We start from the raw sequence: 17,157 nt of genomic DNA, 5'->3' as shown, positions 1-17,157 counted from the left end.
CGTTGTACCGGAAGCACACCCTCGGCGCACATAGACAAACCTCGACCGCTGTCCCACGCGCTAGGTTGATCTCTCGCCGGGCCATCTTCATCCAGGGGGACGACATGGGTACACAGCAGCCTCGCCATCGGCGGCTACGCGCGATCAGCGGACTGCTGGCCGTGGCAGCCGTCAGCATGTCCACCCCGTCTTGCGCGGACGTCGAGGGTCACGGTGTGCTGCCGACCATTCCGGTCGCCGACGGTGTCTTCTTCGGTGTGCTGGCGATCGACCCGGCCGCACGCATCTTGTATGCCGCGACGACCGAGCACGCGAACGGCGACTCGGACGCCTACGTGCACCAACTGATGGTCATCGATCTGTCGACCCACACGATCACCGCGACGATTCCGCTCCCCCATTCCGCTACCGACATCGCCGTCGACCCGGGCGCGCGCACGGTCCATCTGGTCAGCCCGCTCGATCGGCAACTCGACCACGGCGTGCTCACGGTGGTCGACGGCTCGACCAACACCATCCGATCGCAGATCGAGGTCGGTTCCTACGCAGCGCGAGTAGCGGTCGACGAAAGCACCCACACCGCATACGTTCTCGGCGACAGAAGACACATCGAGGATGCGCGGGGGCATCGCTACAGCTCGGTCATCGGGGTGGTGCCACAGGGCGCCGATGCGGTGAGTTCCACCGTGCCCGCCTCGGTGTTTTCCCCGAACGACATCGCGGTCGACCCGGTCACGAAGCTCCTCTATCTGGCGGGGCCGTCACTGGAATCCATCGATCCGGTGACGCAGGAGCGGAAAGAGCTGCTCGAATGGTCGACGACGGAACTGGTGCAGGCCGACTTCGACAAGGATCGGCGGACACTGCGGGTGCTCGACGCCCAGGGTGGAGTCGACATCCTCGATACCGCTACCGGCGAGCTGCACGCTCACAACGGGTCCGCCACGCCGCCGGATCCCGGCCTACCACGGCCGACCTATGAGGCGGCTTTCGACACTGCCACGAACAGGGCCTACATCATGCGAGACGCCGCCACAGGCGCGGATCAGATGATGTCCGTCGATCTGTCGACCGACGAGATCCGCGCGACCCGCTCGCTCACCGAACCCCGCGACATGGTCATGGACCCGGTCACCCGCACGATCTACGTGTTGGAGAAGGGCAAGGTGACGATTCTGCCCGCTGCCGCCCTGGGATGACGCTCAGTTGGCGGGAGCGCAGGTGTCGCGCAGGGAGCAGCTGCCGCAGGAGGAGCCGCAGCCGCCGACGGGGGCGGGGGGCAGGAGGGGTTCGACGGTGCGGGCGGCGGCGTTCGCGCCCGCGCCGAGGGTGAAGATCGCGATCACGGCGACGGCGGCGGCCACGCCGAGGGCGGCGAAACCGCCCGCGACCAGGACCACGAGGCCACCGGCGAAGAGCAGGGCGCCCGCGCCGACGGAGGTGGGGGCGGCGATGCGGTTGGCGATGCGGAAGTTGTCGTCGCTGTGCAGGGCCGCCTCGGTGGTGACACCGAGGAAACGATTGCGGGGCAACTTGCCGAGCAGCCCGAGCACACCGGTCGTGACGGCGACCGCGGCCAGCGCGAAGAGCAGGAGAGCGACGACGACCATTCATGCAGGCTAGCGCACCCGTGCACGCCACATATCCGGCGCTCCCCGTGCGGGTGACCCGTCACACAGCGCGCCTCGCCACCCGGCCCTTCGGAAATGAACTCGCCACGACGTTCTACCCTGTTAGACGATGTTTACCCCTGATCGGCGAGAACAAGAAGGCGGGACCGTGCAGGACACTCGTGCGACCGAGAGTGACGTACCTCAGCACCGGTACAACGCCGAGCTCGCGGGGCGGATCGAACAGCGCTGGCAGCGCACCTGGGCCGAGCGCGGCACCTTCAACGCCCCCAACCCGGTCGGGCCGCTCGCGGGTGACACCCCCGACGACAAGCTGTTCATCCAGGACATGTTCCCGTTCCCCTCGGGCGCCGGTCTGCATGTGGGCCACCCGCTGGGTTACATCGCCACCGACGTGTTCGGCCGCTACCACCGCATGCGCGGACGCAATGTGCTGCACGCGCTCGGCTACGACGCCTTCGGCCTGCCCGCCGAGCAGTACGCCGTGCAGACCGGTGCGCACCCGCGCGTCACCACCGAGTCGAACATCGCGACGATGCAGCGTCAGCTGGACCGCCTCGGCCTGGGCCACGACCCGCGTCGCTCCTTCGCCACCACCGATCCCGAGTACTACCGGTGGACCCAGTGGATCTTCCTGCGCATCTACAACGCCTGGTACGACCAGGAGGTCGGTCGCGCCCGGCCGATCGCCGAGCTGGAAGAGCAGTTCGCCAGCGGCGTGCGTCCGGTGCCCGAGGGCGACTGGGCCTCGATGGGCACCGCCGAACGTGCGGCGCTGCTGGATTCGTATCGTCTTGTCTACCAGTCGGACTCGATCGTGAACTGGTGCCCCGGCCTGGGCACGGTGCTGTCGAACGAAGAGGTCACCGCCGACGGGCGCAGTGAACGCGGCAACTTCCCCGTGTTCCGTAAGCGCATGTGGCAGTGGATGATGCGGATCACCGCCTACGCGGACCGCCTCGTCGACGATCTGGACGAGCTGGACTGGCCCGACAACGTGAAGTCCATGCAGCGCAACTGGATCGGGCGTTCGCGCGGTGCGCAGGTGCGTTTCGCCGCGCCCGAGGGTGAGACCATCGAGGTGTTCACCACCCGGCCCGACACCCTGTTCGGCGCCACCTATGTGGTGCTCGCGCCGGAGCACGAGCTGGTCGACACGCTGACCGCCGCCGCCTGGCCCGCCGACACCGACACCCGCTGGACCAACGACAGTGCCACCCCGGCGGAAGCCGTTGCGGCGTACCGGAAGTCGATCGCGGCCAAGTCGGATCTGGAGCGACAGGAGAACAAGGAGAAGACCGGCGTCTTCCTCGGCTCCTACGCCACCAACCCCGCCGACGGCCGTCAGGTGCCGATCTTCATCGCCGACTACGTGCTGAGTGGTTACGGCACCGGCGCCATCATGGCCGTGCCCGGCCACGATCAGCGCGACTGGGACTTCGCCACCACCCTCGGCCTGCCGATCGCGGAGGTGATCTCCGGCGGCGACCTCACCGAGGCGGCCTGGTCCGGCGCGGGCGAGCTGGTGAATTCCGGCTTCCTGAACGGACTCTCGGTCGACGAGGCGAAGGCGGCCATGATCGGTCGCCTGGAGGCCGAGGGCCACGGCACCGGAAAGATCCAGTACAAGTTGCGCGACTGGCTGTTCGCGCGGCAGCGGTACTGGGGCGAACCGTTCCCCATCGTCTACGACGCCGACGGTGTCGCGCACGCCCTGCCGGAATCCATGCTGCCCGTGGAACTTCCGGAGATGGAGGACTTCGCGCCGGTCACCTTCGACCCCGATGACGCGAATTCCGAGCCGTCCCCGCCACTGGCCAAGGCCACCGACTGGGTGAACGTGGAACTCGACCTGGGCGACGGACCCAAGCGGTACCGCCGCGACACCAACGTCATGCCCAACTGGGCGGGCAGCTCCTGGTACCAGCTGCGCTACGCCGACCCGACCAACACCGAGACGTTCTGCGCCGAGGAGAACGAGAAGTACTGGCTGGGTCCGCGCACCGACAAGCACGGCCCGAACGACCCCGGTGGTGTCGACCTGTACGTGGGCGGCGTGGAGCACGCGGTGCTGCACCTGCTCTACGCGCGCTTCTGGCAGAAGGTGCTGTTCGACCTGGGCGATGTGTCGGGCAGCGAGCCCTACCGCCGCCTGTACAACCAGGGTTACGTGCAGGGTTACGCCTACACCGACGAACGTGGCGCTTACGTGCCCGCTGCCGAGGTGGTCGAGCGGGACGCGAAGTTCTTCTGGACCGGTCCCGACGGCGTCGAGATCGAGGTGGCCCAGGAGTACGGCAAGATCGGCAAGTCGCTCAAGAACGCCATCTCCCCCGACGAGATGTGCGACCTGTACGGCGCCGACACCTTCCGCTTCTACGAGATGTCGATGGGACCGCTGGACACCTCGCGTCCGTGGGCGACCAAGGACGTCGTCGGCGCGCACCGCTTCCTGCAGCGCGTGTGGCGACTGGTCGTCGACGAGGAGACCGGCGCGGTGAAGGCCACCGACGCCGCACCGTCCGACGAGACGCTGCGGCTGGTGCACCGCACCATCGCCGGTGTCGACGAGGATCTGGCCGCCCTGCGCGACAACACGGCGGGCGCGAAACTGATCGAGCTCACCAACCACCTGACCAAGAACTACCCCGACGGCGCACCGCGTGCCGCCGTGGAACCGCTGGTCCTGATGCTCGCTCCGCTGGCACCCCACATCGCCGAGGAACTGTGGGAACGGTTGGGCCACACCGCTTCCCTGGCCCACGGCCCGTTCCCGACCGCCGATCCGGCGCTGCTCGTGGCGGATTCGGTGGAGTACCCGATCCAGGTGAAGGGCAAGGTGCGCAGCCGGATCCAGGTTCCCGCCGATGCCGACCCGGCCGCGATCGAAGCGGCGGCACTGGCCGACGAGAAGGTGGTCGCGCTGCTCGAGGGCGCCGCACCCCGCAAGGTGATCGTCGTGCCCGGCAAGATGGTCAACATCGTGCCGTAACCGCCGCGGACCGACCCGCCTCCCCGTGCCTTTCGGCCAGACTCGGGTGCGGGGAGAGTTGGGGACGCGGCAAGCTTTTGCGCGGTGGGTGGGTCAGCTGGTACCCGACGAGTTACCCATGTTCGTGCGAAACCAGGTCACCGGAATACGACCGTCAGCTGCGGACCTCCAGCACGTCGTTCAGGGTGACCAGCGACAGGTTGCGTTCGCGGATGATGTCCACGAGTTGCCCGTAGCAGTGGGTGACCGGCGGGAAGTTGGCGTGGCCGATGATGATGGTCTGGGCGGCGAAATACTTTCGGGCGCATTCCATCAGGTACTCCTCGGTGATGAGACCCGAGTCCGACAGCGAGCCGTACCACATGGTCGGCACGGTGTAGCCGAGGTCGGCGGCGATCTTGTCGACCGTGGCGTTGTGGTAGCCGAAGGGCGGGCGGTAGTACGGTGTTCCGTCCACGCCGAAGTTGTTGTGCAAGAACGTTTTCGTGCGGCTCAACTGGTCGACGACACCGTCGGTGCCGATCTTGGTGAGCGCCGCGTGCGACCAGGTGTGGTTGCCGAGCTGGATCTGGCCCGAGTCGACCAGCGGGCGCAGGGCATCGCGGTGGATGGTCCAGGCTTCGAACGAACCGGTGACGAAGAAGGTGAAGCGGGCGCCGGTGTCCTCCGCCCACTTGATGTAGGCGCCGACCACCTCCGGGCTGGCGCCGTCGTCGACGGTGAGTGCCATGCTCGAGCCCTGGCCGGGCAGGGCGGTGATCGTCTCGGCGCCGATGATCGACTTCGGACCACTCGGCGGCGGAGGCAGCACCGGTTGCTTCGGCGTCGGTGCGGGCGGCGGTGGGACCGGCACGACCGCCTCGCCGACGGGCGCGGTCTCGCCGCCCGCGCTGGCACAACCGGCCAGCGCCCCGACCGTCCCCGCGGCGAGCAAGGTCAGCATTCGACGTCTGTCCATCCACTCCTCCTCACTGTGACATAGCGGCTGGCGCCGCGGTTCTCGGCGCTTGACTCCGCGAACACGATCGGCTGCGTAGGGTGTTCGTCCTCGAGTAACCCCTGGTCAGTCTGTTGCAGAGCGAGCTGCGGCGCCACTGTGGCACAGCGAACCACAGGGCTGGCGCCAATATCACCGAGGACGGAGCACAATTTCGGTCGGGTGGGCGTCGCGCGGTGTGTCGACGGCATTTCGCACCGCCCGTGCCACCGTTTCAGCGGTCAGGAACTCCTCCGGCCGATACTCCCGCCCCTCCTCGGCCACGATCGCCTGCTGCATATCGGTATCGATGCGACCGGGGAATACCGAAGTGACGCGCAACTGCGGCTCCTCCAGGCGCAATGCGTCCGCGAAGGCCCGCAACCCGAACTTGCTCGCCGCGTACGAACCCCACCCCGCATTGGCCCGCAGCCCCGCGCCCGAATTGATCAGCACCACATGCCCGTTCGCGGCGCGCAGCGCGGGAAGCAGCAGCCTGGTGAGTTCGGCGACGGCGATCAGATTCACCTCGAGGGTGTTGCGCCACTGGTCGAGCGAGGATTCGGCGACGGTGCCGAGGTCGGCGATACCCGCGTTGTGCACGAGCACGTCGAGCCGCTCGATGTGCGCGGCGGCTTCGGCGACAGCCGGATAGTCGGTGAGCGGCACCGGCCAGCCGGTCGCGTCCGGCAGTTCGGTCAGGATCGGGGTGAGCGCGTCGGCGGAGCGGGCGCCGAGCAGCAACTCGTAGGTCGGCGCGAGCTCACGGGCGATGGCGGCGCCCAGGCCGCGGCTCGCGCCGGTGATGAGGGCGTTCGGGGCTGGAGTACTTGTCACCGTCATGTGTCCCACGCTAAACCGGTGCGGACGGACCGACACCTGGGCGTTCCTCGGGCGGATGTCGGCGCGCACTAGTACCGTCGCACTATGACCGATCCCCGGTACAACTACGGACCCTCGGACCCGCAGTATCCGCAGCAGGGCCAGCCGCACTACGGCCAGGGCCAGTACGCCCCGCAGCCGGGTGAACCGCAGGAGCCCAAGGTCAATGTGGGCAAGCTGTGGGCGGGTGGCATCGGGACGGCCGTGGTGGCCGCGCTGCTGGCGGTCGTCGCGATCATGCTCGTGCGCGGTGTGCTCGGTATCGCGATCCTCTCCCCGGAGGGCGCGGGCGCCTACGGCACCGTCTCGACCACCTCGTATGCCGTCGCCGCCGCCGGTGCCGCCCTGCTGGCCACCGCGCTGCTGATGGTGCTGCTGCTGGCGATGCCGAGCCCGATGACGTTCTTCACCTGGATCTGCCTGCTGCTCACGGCCGTGGCGGTGATCCTGCCGTTCACCTTCGTCGCCGATATCGAGGCCAAGATCGCGACCGCGGTGATCAACCTGGTGCTCGGGTTGTGCATCACCACCATGCTCAGCTCGGTCGGTACAGCGTCGCAGAATGCCACCCGCGACACCGGGTACTGATCGTCACAGTCATGTCGAGATGCCGTCGGTGCTGCTCCGCCGCAGAATAGGGAGATGACCGACCCGGGTTTCACGCCGACGCAGCTCGCGGCACGCGCCGCCTACCTCCTGCGCGGCAACGACCTGGGCACCATGACCAGTGCCGCGCCGCGCCTGTATCCGCACATGTGGAGCTGGGACGCGGCGTTCGTCGCGGTCGGGCTCGCGCCGTTGAGCGTGGAACGGGCGGTCGTCGAGCTCGACACGCTGCTGTCGGCGCAGTGGAAGAACGGGATGATCCCGCACATCGTGTTCGCCAACGGTGTCGACGGGTATTTCCCGGGGCCCGCACGCTGGGAATGTCGCAAACTGGCCGCCAACGCGCCCGAGGGGCCCGACACCTCCGGTATCACCCAGCCGCCGGTGCATGCCATCGCCGTGCAGCGCATTCTCGACCATTCGCGCAGGCACGGGCGTTCGACGCGGGCGGTGGCGCAGGAGTTCCTGAATCGGCGCTGGCCGGATCTGGTGCGCTGGCATCGGTGGCTGGCCCATGCACGCGACCCCAAGGAGAACGGGCGGATCACGCTGTACCACGGGTGGGAGTCCGGCATGGACAACTCGCCGCGCTGGGACCGCGCCTACGCCAATGTCGTTCCCGGCCTTGATCTTCCGCCCTACCGTCGCGCGGATACGGCGATCATCTCCGATCCGACGCAGCGCCCGAGCGATCGCGAGTACGACCGGTACCTGTGGTTGGTCGAACAGATGCGCCGCGCCAACTACGACGACTTCCAGCTCACCTCGGTGATGAGTTTCGCCGTGGAGGACGTGTTCGTCTCGGCGATCTTCGCACTGGCCTGCGAGGTGCTCGCCGATATCGGCGAGGAGTACAAGCAGCCGCATTCGGATGTGCGCGAACTACACGGCTGGGCCGCACGTTTCCGCAAGGGTGTGGTAGCCACCGCCGACGAACGAACCGGTGCCGCACGGGATTACGATGTGCGCTTGGGCCGCTGGATCAGCACCGAGACACTGGCGATGTTCGCGCCGCTGATCTCGGGCGGCCTCCCCCGCCCGGCAGAACGCGCCCTGCTCAACATCTTCGAGGGCCCCCGCTTCTGCGGTCACCCCGACCTGCGCTACGCCCTGCCACCCTCGACGTCCCCCGTCGCGAAGGACTTCCGCCCCCGCGAATACTGGCGCGGCCCCGTCTGGCCGGTCATGAGCTGGCTGTTCTCCTGGGCCTTCGCCCGCCGAGGCTGGGCCGAACGCGCCTACCTCCTGCGCGCCGAAGGCCTCCGCCAAGCCGCCGACGGCTCCTTCGCCGAGTACTACGAACCCTTCACCGGCGCCCCGCTCGGCAGCATGCAACAGTCCTGGACGGCCGCCTCCGTCCTCGACTGGCTGGGCTAGCTTGCATCGACGCGGATTATGGTCATACTTGTGACTATGAAGCTGGCTGAAGCGAAGGCAACGCTCTCAGAGCTGGTCGCTCGGGTTCGCGGCCAGCACGAACGGGTGACGATCACTGTGCACGGCGAGCCCGCAGCAGTGTTGATGGCCGTCGAAGACCTCGCGTCGATGGAGGAAACGATCGAGATTCTGTCCGACCCGGAAACGGTCGGGCGCTTGATTGCCTCCGACGCGGAGCTGGCGCGCGGCGAGATCGTGACCGCCGACGAGCTGGCCGAGGCGATGGCGGTGCGACGCGCGATGTCACATCGCAGCGCGTGAGCGAATACACGCTCGAGACGACGCCGACGGTCCGGCGGATGCTGACCGAACGGCTGCCCGAGACGGTGGCCGCAGCCGTCTTCGAGTTCCTGACCGGCCCCCTGCTCGACAACCCATATCGGGTCGGCAAGCGGCTTCAGGCACCCTTGGACGATCGGTTCTCCGCGCGCCGCGGCACGTACCGTGTGATCTACCGCGTCGACGACAAACGCAAGGTTGTCACGGTTGTCGACGTGAACCATCGGCGCGACATCTACCGAACATGACGTGAACCGCCGTCAAACGCCGAGTTCCTTATCGATCTCCTCAGCGGACAAGGGATCGTTACTGCGATATCCCCCGATCGTTGGTTTCGGCCGGGCGTCCGCCGCATCGATCAACACGTCGATCGCCTGTGCTGCCGTGAGCCCGCGAGCAACCGCGAACGCCCGCAACTTGTCACAGACCGCCTTGGGAACCTCGATCGTCGTCACCTCAGACATACCGCAAGTATTTCGGGTCTGCCCAACGCCCTCGCCGATGACATGACAAAGCCGCTACCCGCCCAGTCGGGTAGCGGCTTCGTCAGCAGATCGGGTGTCGGCGTGGGTCAGACGCCGATGCGACCGCCGTTCTTCTTCCAGACCACCGCGACCGAGGGGCGGGGTTGGGTGGTGCCGCCGTCGGGCCAGTTCGACAGGGGCTTGTCGACCGTGGCGTCGTCGGACTCGCCGGGGTGCTGGACGGACACGATGACCTGCTTCTCGGTGATGATCGGGCCACAGGTCTCGCCGCCGCGCGGCACGGTGAGGAACTGCTTGGTCTCACCGCGGTTGGGGCCGTCGAGGATCACGGCGAACAGGCCGTCGTTGGACTTCAGGGCATTGCCGTCGGTGGAGATCCACAGGTTGCCGTACGGATCGAAGGCCAGGTTGTCGGGGCAGGAGATGGGGCTGACCTTGGACTTGTCGAAGCCGCTGAAGTAGGTGTCGGCGGCGGCGGGGTCACCGCAGACCAGCAGCAACGTCCAGGTGAACTCGGTGCCGGTGTGGTTGTCGGTGAGCTCGAGGACCTGGCCGTTCTTGTTCAGCTTGCGCGGGTTGGCCTCGTCGGGGCCCGGCTTGCCGTCCTCACCGCGCTTGGTGTTGTTGGTCAGGGCCACGTACACCTTGCCGGTCTTCGGGTTGGTCTCGAAGTCCTCGGGGCGGTCCATCTTGGTCGCGCCGACCTTGTCACCGGCCAGGCGGGTGAACACGGCGACCTCTTCGGCCGACATGCCGTCGACGAACGACTTGCCCTTGCCGTCGGCACCGGTCTCCAGCAGGCGGATCCACTCGCCCTTGCCGGTGAAACCGCCGGTGGGGACCTTGCCGGAGCCGTCGATCTCGGCGGCGTGGTCGCCGGTGAGCTTGGCGACGTAGAGGGTGCCCTCGTCGAGGATGGTCATGTTGTGGCGCATGCTCGACGCGCCGACGCCCGGCTGCACCTTCTTGGCGGAGACGAACTTGTACATGTAGTCGAAGCGCTCGTCGTCACCGCTGTAGGCGACGACGCTGCCGTCGGCGGTGACGTGGATGGTGGCGGCCTCGTGCTTGAAGCGGCCGAGCGCGGTGTGCTTCACCGGCGCCGAGGACGCGTCCCACGGGTTCACCTCCACGACGTAACCGAAGCGGTTCACCTCGTTGAGTTCCTGGGTGAGATCGAAACGCGGGTCGAAGGTCTCCCAGCGGCGCTCGGACGCACCGCCCTCGATGCCGTAGCGCTCGAGCTTCTTGACGACATCGGCGTCGGTCACCTTCTCGGCGTTGCCGAAGTACTGGTTGAAGTTCTCTTCACCGGAAAGCACCGTGCCCCAAGGGGTTACACCGCCGGAACAGTTGTTCAGGGTGCCGAGTACCTTGGTGCCGGTCGGATCGGCCTTGGTCTTCAGCAGCGCACTACCGGCGGCCGGACCACGCACCTCGAACTCGGTGGTCGCGGTGATACGACGGTTGTACTTGCCGAACACCGGCTTCAGCTGACCCGATCCGGCCTGCCCGTGCACCTCGACAACGCTCAAACCGTGTGAGGCGAGCGCGATTTCGAACTGTTCGCGGGTCGGGGCGTCCTTGTTGTAGCCGCGGAACATCATCGGCTCGGTGCTGTACTCGTGGCTCACGACGAGCACGTACTTGTCGGCCTCACCCTCGATGGGCAGCAGACCGGCGAAGTCGCAGTTGTAGCCGAACTGCTGTGCGGCGGCGGCCGGAGTCTGCTTCTCGAAATCGAAGGCGGGCGCGCCCTCGATCACCGCGTCACCCCAGCGGATCAGCACCGACTGCTCGTAGCCCTCGGGCACGACGACGGCGTCTTCCTTGTTGGGGGCGACCGGGGTGAAGCCGGTGCCGGTGCCGGGCGAACCGGCCGAACCGGTCTCGGAGCTGTCGTCGCCACAGGCGGCAAGCATGCTCGCCGCGCCGACGGCGAGCACCGCGGCGGCACCGCCCTTGATGAGTCCTCGACGGTTCAGCCGGGCGACGATATCGCCGAAGTACTCGCCGTCGGAGGTGTTGGGGACCTCGTGGAAGCAGGCGTTGCCGCACTTGTATTCGCAGGTGATGGCCGAGCGTGACGACTGACCGTCGTGGGTGACGAAAAGGGCGAGCGGTTTCAGACTCACGGTTACTCCTGATTAGTGCGGTTTCCGGCACGGTAGGCAGCGCAGGCGAGCCGTCGGGAACGTGAAGGTGAACGCACGACCAAAACTCGGCGCGTGGGCAGCACGCGCCGAGTCGGGAGTGGGTCAGGCGTTGATGGGCAGTGAGATCACCACCTCCTGTTCGTTGCTCGGCAGGTAGTGGACGCCGATGATGCGTCCCACCTGCACCGATCCGATCGCCGTCGGCGGCAGGTACTTCTCCGCGGTCGTCTGGAAGGTGCTGCCGTCGGGCCGGGTGACCACCAGTCCGAGCACCACCTCGGTGTAGCCGCCACGGATGCGACCGGGCACATCGAGACCGCGGACCACTGCCTGGGCGGCGACGCCACGCTCGGCGATGTCGAGCTTGTCGCGGGTGGTGATGCCCTTGCGGATGAGCGACTCGTTCATGGCGCGCTGGGCGGCGGCCGCGTCGCCGGAACGGTCGACCTCCACCTTGTCGGTGCGGCCGGGCAGGTACCGCACCGGCAGCACCACACCGGGCCGCAGCAGTGCGAGTTCGGTGAGCGGCACGATCATCTTCGCGTGCGAGTCGAAGGTCTTACCGTCGGCGCCTTCGACCCGGAATTCGATCCTGACCTGCGGTTGGTCGTTCAGCAGCACCCCGGTCTGCCGGAACGCGGTGATGGTGCCGATCCCGATCTCGCCGTCCCGGAAGGGCGAGCTGTTGTGGCCGGTGAAGGCCTCGAAGATGCCGTCGCCGGTGAAGGCGAAGACCATCGGGACGATGGTCAGCGCGATGATGGGCAACGCCATCTGCGGGCCGACCCAGCCGAGCATGCTGCCGGTGAATTCGTCGGGGGTGTAGGTGAGGCCGTAGTACAGGTAGTAGCCGATGGACAGGACACCGAAGGCGACCGCGGCCGCACGCAGCTTGGATTTCATGATTCTCCTCGGAATGGATGCGACCGGATCGCGTTCGGGTGGTCGGGTCAGCCGACGATGGTCGAGCAGGCGAAGGTGATGTCGAACTTCACCGTCGACGGGCCCGCCAGCGGGTTGGTCAGGTCGGGGGCGCCGACGCCCTCGCCGGTGATGCGGTAGGTGTTGCCGTCCTTGGCGAGGGTGGCCGAGCCGCCCGGCTGGCCGTTGCCGTAGCCGACGGCGTACGGCATGCCGTTGGACCCGCCCTGGCTGCCCGCGATGGCCACGGCCTGCACCGTTTCGCCCTCGAGCGTGGCGCTCACCGACAGGTTGCCGTAGGTGCCGTTGGCCATGTCGGTGAGCGCCAGCGCCAGGGTTCCGGCCTGCTTGGCGCAGGTGGTGTCGAACTTGGCGGTCAGTTCCTTGCCGTCGACGCTGGCGGTGGACTTGCCTGCGGCCGGGGCGGGGGCGGCGGTGCTCGACGGGGTGCTGGTGGCGCTCCCGGTGTCGCCGCAGCCGGTGACGAACAGGGCGGTCGCGGCGGAGGCGGCGGCGAGGGTGGCGATCAGCTTCGTGTTCATGGTGTTTCCGTTCTCTCGGTGTGAGCGGGTCGGTGAACCCGTTGCGAGAAAGGTAGAAATCGTTCGCCGCCTACCGATCCCAACTTTTCCCTCGGACACTCGGCTGACCTGCGGTTACCCTGGTCGAATGCGAAGACCCCGCGCCATGGTGCTCGACGAGGTGTGGCGCGGGCTCGACGGTGTCGACGCCCTGAGCGGCCCACAGGGCGCGCCCCTGCGCCGCACCGTGAAACTGATCCTCGATCCGCTGGTCATCCGGCCGGTGCAGCATCCGTTGTGCGCGGGCAGCGTCCTCGACGCCGACGGCGTCACCTTGCTGACCGCGCTGGTGCTGGCCCGTTCCGACGCGCTACGGGCGTGCGCGAGCTGGTTCACCGTGCTCAAGCAGGCGCGCCGCGCCTTGCGGATCACCGAGGGGAACGCGCAGGATCTGTACTTCCAGCGGTGCTTCGAGCTGGCGACGCTGCACGGTGAACCGGGGGCGGATGCCCGCGAGCGCGCCGTCGCGGTGCTGCGCGAGGTCCACGAGGGGACGGGCGGTCGCACCACCACAGCGCTGAAGAATCTGGTGACCGATCCCGATCGACTCGCCGAGCTGACCTCGCTCATCGAGTCCGCCTGGCGCGGACGCCCACTGGCGAACTTCGGTGCGCGCGAACTCGCCGCCGCGCTGACCGAACTACTCGACGCGAGCACACTGGCCCGCGAAGGCGACCCCGCCGACGCCGGTCCACTGCTCGACGAGCTGATCGAAAACAGAGTGGGCACCCACCGGGGTATCGCGCTGTGGCGCGCGCATCCCGTGCACGGGGCCGATGACCTCGGCCTGACCGTGCACGAGTGCCCACCAAGCCCCGCCGTTGGCGCCACCGCGTCGACCGCCACGCTCGCGCTCCCGTTCGACCGGACCATCTACGAACGTGTCTTCACCGTTCTGCAGGGCAGCATCGACCGGACCGATCTGCCCGACCTGCCGACGTTGGTGAGCACCGAGGTGGCCCGGAGCTGTTCGCCGTGGGGGTTGCTCGACGAGTCGCTTCGTGTGACAGCGGCGGCGGGTTCTGAACTGGCCCTCGGCCTTTCACCGTTGGGGGCGGTATCTGTGGCGGCGGACCTGGTCGCGACAGATCTGTCCGGCGCTCGTGGGGAATGGTCCGCGGTACCGGGGCAGGATGGGCCAGAAGCGCGAGTACCCGCCGGAGCCGCGCATCGGGACTCGAGCGGGCAGCGAGCGGACGTCGCGGGTTCGGCTGAGCCCGGCTTCGGTTCGCGGGCACACGCGGTGGTGAACGCGCGATGGCGGCGGGAAGCGTATGTCCTGCAAGCGCGGCGCTACTCGGTGCACCTCGGTGCGGCGGTGGGTGGACCGCTGGCTGCGGTCGCCGCTGAACTGCGGACACCGTGGCAGCCCTACCTGCGCAGGCTGTGGGTTCGGTTGCACGGGCGTGACGTTCGGGAGCTGGCGGTGTTCGACCCCGTCGAGCTGTGGGATCTGCTCGACGGGGTCGCGCGATCGGTGATGCTCGATCATCGGGCTCGGGTGAAGCAGGCGCTCACGGTCGGCACGGTCGATATCGAGGAAGCGAGGGCCAGTTGATGATTCGGCTCGATCGCGCGGATGGTGTGCTGACCGTGGTCCCCGGTGATGGTCCGCTGGTCACCGATGCTCTTGCTCCGTTGGATGCGATGGTCCTCGAAGTTGTCGGTGGACACCTCAGTTGGAGCATTCTCGACGACCGCCGACTACCCGCGGCTGTGCTCGATGATCCAGAGGGCGCGCTGGACTGGCTGTGGGCGGTCTACGGGGAGAGTGCCGCGCTCGCGGTGGCCGACGGTGTGGACGGGGAGCACGCTGCCGAACCTGCGCGGCCCGATCTGGTTGCTTCTCTGCGGCGACTCGCCTATGCGCACTGGGCTTCTCGCTGGTGGCCTGCCTCGATGGTCGACGGCATACCTGCGCTCGACACGTCCCTGTTGGACGAGGAGATCCGGCAACTCACCGCGATATGCGAGATGGTGCTCGCGGATTCGGAGCTGGTCGGACTCGCGCCTGTCGACCTCGGCCAGGGAGATCCGTCTGCTCGACAGGCCGGTTCAGACCCTGGCGCAGACCAGGCCGACTCAGGTTCCGCAACGAGCCGTCGGCCGGATCAATTCCGGGGTGACTCCTCCGCTCGTGCAGAGGATTACGCCCTCGCCGCAGGCGGGGAACGGCCCGGTGACGGGCTGATCGTCGCACACGGTAGCGGTGACTGGGACTGGCGGCGTTGTCCACCTGGCCTTCTCGACACGGGGGCCGACGCGCTGTCCTGGACGGTCACCCGGACCTCGGGTGTTTCGACGGCGCGGGTCACGGTGGTCGCCGCGCCGAACTGTCCACGGCACGTTCCCGAGCACCTTCGCCCACATGTCCGGCTCGAGGTGGACAACCGAACCGCCGTCACAGCCGAGCTGCAGCTACGGATGGACAACTGGTCGACGGAGGTACAGCTGCCCGGGAGCTCCGAAACCTTCACCGCCCTTTCGATTTTCGTTCCCGGAGTCGGCCCCTCGATCCCATACCCGGACGAGTCCGCCCTGCGTGCACACATCCGCGACTTCGCCCGCGGCCGACTCACCGGTCAGGCGGGCGACCACCTGCTGGCCGCTGAATCCGCAGCCGCCGACTCCGACGACGACTTCTGATGCGCGCAAGCATCCGGGACCACAAGGAGCCGTGACAGTGGCAGCAACCGGTAGAACGTCGGACGGCGACGACGACCAGCTCGCCGCGGGCTACGCCGCCTACCAGCGAGGTGACGTGCTCGGTGCGCTGGAAACCTTCGAGCGCGCCGCCGAGGACGCGCCGCCGAGGCTGCGCAGCGCGGCGCTGATCAATGCCGCCAGCATGGCCGACGAACTGGGTGAGCACAGACGGTCGGTGAGTCTGATGCGGACCGCACTGGCCGTGATGCCACCCGACGCCGCGCATCAGCGACCGGCGGCGCTGGTGAATCTGTCGCAGGCCTACCAGCACCTGGGCGAGCTGGACTCGGCGCAGGAAACGCTGGAAGAGGCCCGGTTGCTGCTCGCCGACGGCACCGAGCAGGGCTTGTTGCCGGTGGCCTGCCTGCTCTCGCTGACGGCTGTCGCACTGCACCGCCAGCAGTGGGCACGGGCCGGTGAACTCGCCGCCGAGTCGCTCGAGGTGACCCGGCGGTTGGCGCCCGAACTGGCCGGTCATCCGTTGATGAACCTGGCGGCCGCCTCGTTCGAGATCGGACGGCGTGCGCTGGCCGTCGACTTCGCGAGCCAGGCGCTGGCCGCGTTCGAGGCGGCGGGCGACACCGCCGCCGTGGCCGAAACCCAGCAGAACCTCGCCATCATGTTGGTGCGGTCGGGCCGATACGACGATGCCGAGGGGCCGCTTCGGGCAAGTCAGCGGTTCTTCGAGGACGCCGAGCTGGCGCATCGCGTCGGTATCGGGGCGAAGACCTACGGCTACCTGGCCGAGAGTCGCGGTGCCTCGGACACCGCCCGAACCCGCTACCAGCAGGCACTCGACTGCTTCGACAAGGCAGGCGCGGTGCTCGACGCGGCCGATGTGCGGCTGCGTCTGGCCACCGTCGCCGCCGCCGAGCACGACCTCGGGCTCGCGGAGGACTTGCTCGCGATGTCGTACGAGGTCTACGCCGGGCACGGTCTCGGAATGCACTGCGCACAGCTGGACTACTGGCACGCCGAACTCCTGCACCGGACCATCGAGGCCGACCCGCATCCCGACCCGGCGATGCTGTCGCGCGCGCTCGCCCTCGCGGTGCCCGCCGCACTGGCCATCGACGCGGTCCGCCACACGCTGCCCAACGGCAACCAGCGCGAACACTGGCACCGCACGGTCGCCGAACCCGCCATGCGCCTGGCCTTTCAATGCGCGGCGCGCACCGGGGACGGGCAATTGGTCACCGATCTGGTCGACAGCCGATGCGCCGGAACATCTCTCGATGTCGACTCGGTGACCCAACCACGCGTGGCCACCCTCGAATTCGAGCTACTCGATCCTCCGGTCGCCGACGAGTCGGGCCCCGCGCTACAGCTCGGCACCGCCCTCGCCGATGTCGCCGCCGCAGCGGGGATCCGCGTCAACCCGCCACCACGATTGTCCGACGGGGGACGAATTATTTTGTCCGACTACATCATTCACGCCGAACAGCGGTACGGACGACTGATCCGCGACGACCGGGTGATCGTCCTGTGATCGCCCCACCCCCGAC

The 17,157-nt window shown here is 67.9% G+C and carries 16 protein-coding genes; 9 read left to right on the top strand and 7 right to left on the bottom strand.

From position 1 onward, the window contains the following. The first annotated feature begins 104 nt into the window (after positions 1-104). Positions 105-1,199: a YncE family protein gene (locus NC7_RS02965; RefSeq protein WP_157101814.1), complete on the top strand. Its 1,095-nt coding sequence runs from the start codon at positions 105-107 to the stop codon at positions 1,197-1,199. Positions 1,200-1,202: 3 nt separating this feature from the next. Here NC7_RS02965 and NC7_RS02960 read toward each other — a convergent pair whose 3' ends face one another. Beyond that, positions 1,203-1,610 carry an SdpI family protein gene (locus tag NC7_RS02960; protein WP_067978336.1) on the bottom strand — a complete coding sequence of 136 codons (408 nt, stop codon included), beginning with the start codon at positions 1,608-1,610 and terminating at the stop codon, positions 1,203-1,205. A gap of 169 nt (positions 1,611-1,779) precedes the next feature. Here NC7_RS02960 and leuS point away from each other — a divergent pair, with 169 nt between their 5' ends. After that, a complete protein-coding gene (gene leuS, locus NC7_RS02955; RefSeq protein ID WP_067978334.1) occupies positions 1,780-4,623 on the top strand; it encodes a leucine--tRNA ligase in 2,844 nt (947 codons plus the stop codon). Positions 4,624-4,777: 154 nt separating this feature from the next. Here the strand turns inward: leuS and NC7_RS02950 are convergent, their stop codons facing one another. Beyond that, a complete protein-coding gene (locus NC7_RS02950; protein ID WP_067978333.1) occupies positions 4,778-5,581 on the bottom strand; it encodes a polysaccharide deacetylase family protein in 804 nt (267 codons plus the stop codon). A gap of 171 nt (positions 5,582-5,752) precedes the next feature. Beyond that, positions 5,753-6,442: an SDR family oxidoreductase gene (locus NC7_RS02945; RefSeq protein ID WP_067978331.1), complete on the bottom strand. Its 690-nt coding sequence runs from the start codon at positions 6,440-6,442 to the stop codon at positions 5,753-5,755. Between the two features lie 84 nt (positions 6,443-6,526). On the opposite strand from NC7_RS02945, the gene NC7_RS02940 reads away from it, so the two are divergent. The 4 genes from NC7_RS02940 to NC7_RS02925 are packed head-to-tail and all read left to right on the top strand — an operon-like array spanning position 6,527 to position 9,051. Next, on the top strand, positions 6,527-7,069 hold the full coding sequence (locus NC7_RS02940; RefSeq protein WP_067978329.1) for a DUF6069 family protein: 543 nt from the start codon (positions 6,527-6,529) through the stop codon (positions 7,067-7,069). Between the two features lie 54 nt (positions 7,070-7,123). Next, positions 7,124-8,464, top strand: coding sequence for a glucosylglycerate hydrolase (ggh, locus tag NC7_RS02935; RefSeq protein ID WP_067978327.1), 1,341 nt, complete (start codon positions 7,124-7,126; stop codon positions 8,462-8,464). A gap of 36 nt (positions 8,465-8,500) precedes the next feature. After that, positions 8,501-8,785 (top strand): type II toxin-antitoxin system Phd/YefM family antitoxin, encoded by a 285-nt coding sequence (locus NC7_RS02930; protein ID WP_236573156.1) that lies wholly within the window; start codon positions 8,501-8,503, stop codon positions 8,783-8,785. After that, a complete protein-coding gene (locus NC7_RS02925) occupies positions 8,782-9,051 on the top strand; it encodes a type II toxin-antitoxin system RelE family toxin (RefSeq protein ID WP_307613591.1) in 270 nt (89 codons plus the stop codon). Before NC7_RS02930 ends, NC7_RS02925 begins: the two co-directional genes overlap by 4 nt. Before the next feature lie 12 nt (positions 9,052-9,063). On the opposite strand, the gene NC7_RS02920 is transcribed toward NC7_RS02925, so the two are convergent. The 4 genes from NC7_RS02920 to NC7_RS02905 form a co-directional block, all read right to left on the bottom strand. Next, positions 9,064-9,267: a hypothetical protein gene (locus tag NC7_RS02920; protein WP_067978323.1), complete on the bottom strand. Its 204-nt coding sequence runs from the start codon at positions 9,265-9,267 to the stop codon at positions 9,064-9,066. 107 nt (positions 9,268-9,374) lie between these two features. Further along, positions 9,375-11,423 carry a PhoX family protein gene (locus tag NC7_RS02915; protein WP_067978322.1) on the bottom strand — a complete coding sequence of 683 codons (2,049 nt, stop codon included), beginning with the start codon at positions 11,421-11,423 and terminating at the stop codon, positions 9,375-9,377. A 123-nt stretch (positions 11,424-11,546) separates the two neighbouring features. Beyond that, a complete protein-coding gene (locus NC7_RS02910) occupies positions 11,547-12,347 on the bottom strand; it encodes a hypothetical protein (protein WP_067978320.1) in 801 nt (266 codons plus the stop codon). A 47-nt stretch (positions 12,348-12,394) separates the two neighbouring features. Then, positions 12,395-12,907, bottom strand: a complete 513-nt coding sequence (locus NC7_RS02905) for a lipoprotein LpqH (protein ID WP_067978318.1) — start codon at positions 12,905-12,907, stop codon at positions 12,395-12,397. A 127-nt stretch (positions 12,908-13,034) separates the two neighbouring features. On the opposite strand from NC7_RS02905, the gene NC7_RS29965 reads away from it, so the two are divergent. Genes NC7_RS29965 through NC7_RS29960 form a run of 3 tightly spaced genes read left to right on the top strand, consistent with a single transcriptional unit; the run spans position 13,035 to position 17,141 of the window. Next, positions 13,035-14,504 carry a hypothetical protein gene (locus NC7_RS29965; RefSeq protein ID WP_236573158.1) on the top strand — a complete coding sequence of 490 codons (1,470 nt, stop codon included), beginning with the start codon at positions 13,035-13,037 and terminating at the stop codon, positions 14,502-14,504. After that, positions 14,504-15,592 (top strand): hypothetical protein, encoded by a 1,089-nt coding sequence (locus NC7_RS02895; RefSeq protein ID WP_067978314.1) that lies wholly within the window; start codon positions 14,504-14,506, stop codon positions 15,590-15,592. The genes NC7_RS29965 and NC7_RS02895 overlap by 1 nt, the downstream gene beginning before the upstream one ends. Positions 15,593-15,629: 37 nt before the next feature. Further along, a complete protein-coding gene (locus NC7_RS29960; RefSeq protein WP_067978312.1) occupies positions 15,630-17,141 on the top strand; it encodes a tetratricopeptide repeat protein in 1,512 nt (503 codons plus the stop codon). Positions 17,142-17,157 lie beyond the last annotated feature (16 nt).

The organism is Nocardia caishijiensis NBRC 108228 (assembly GCF_001612825.1).
Lineage (GTDB): Bacteria > Actinomycetota > Actinomycetes > Mycobacteriales > Mycobacteriaceae > Nocardia > Nocardia caishijiensis.
Note: the sequence above shows the minus strand (reverse complement) of the source record. Positions and strands in the feature narration are given on the sequence as shown.

What these genes read in the sequence shown, in the direction of transcription:
- NC7_RS02895 (WP_067978314.1), top strand. Translation starts at nt 14,504, where the DNA reads ATGATTCGGCTCGATCGCGCGGATGGTGTGCTGACCGTGGTCCCCGGT.
- NC7_RS02950 (WP_067978333.1), bottom strand. Translation starts at nt 5,581, where the DNA reads ATGGACAGACGTCGAATGCTGACCTTGCTCGCCGCGGGGACGGTCGGG.
- ggh (WP_067978327.1), top strand. Translation starts at nt 7,124, where the DNA reads ATGACCGACCCGGGTTTCACGCCGACGCAGCTCGCGGCACGCGCCGCC.
- NC7_RS02905 (WP_067978318.1), bottom strand. Translation starts at nt 12,907, where the DNA reads ATGAACACGAAGCTGATCGCCACCCTCGCCGCCGCCTCCGCCGCGACC.
- NC7_RS02920 (WP_067978323.1), bottom strand. Translation starts at nt 9,267, where the DNA reads ATGTCTGAGGTGACGACGATCGAGGTTCCCAAGGCGGTCTGTGACAAG.
- NC7_RS02965 (WP_157101814.1), top strand. Translation starts at nt 105, where the DNA reads ATGGGTACACAGCAGCCTCGCCATCGGCGGCTACGCGCGATCAGCGGA.
- NC7_RS02910 (WP_067978320.1), bottom strand. Translation starts at nt 12,347, where the DNA reads ATGAAATCCAAGCTGCGTGCGGCCGCGGTCGCCTTCGGTGTCCTGTCC.
- NC7_RS29965 (WP_236573158.1), top strand. Translation starts at nt 13,035, where the DNA reads ATGCGAAGACCCCGCGCCATGGTGCTCGACGAGGTGTGGCGCGGGCTC.
- NC7_RS02940 (WP_067978329.1), top strand. Translation starts at nt 6,527, where the DNA reads ATGACCGATCCCCGGTACAACTACGGACCCTCGGACCCGCAGTATCCG.
- NC7_RS02960 (WP_067978336.1), bottom strand. Translation starts at nt 1,610, where the DNA reads ATGGTCGTCGTCGCTCTCCTGCTCTTCGCGCTGGCCGCGGTCGCCGTC.
- NC7_RS02930 (WP_236573156.1), top strand. Translation starts at nt 8,501, where the DNA reads ATGAAGCTGGCTGAAGCGAAGGCAACGCTCTCAGAGCTGGTCGCTCGG.
- NC7_RS02945 (WP_067978331.1), bottom strand. Translation starts at nt 6,442, where the DNA reads ATGACGGTGACAAGTACTCCAGCCCCGAACGCCCTCATCACCGGCGCG.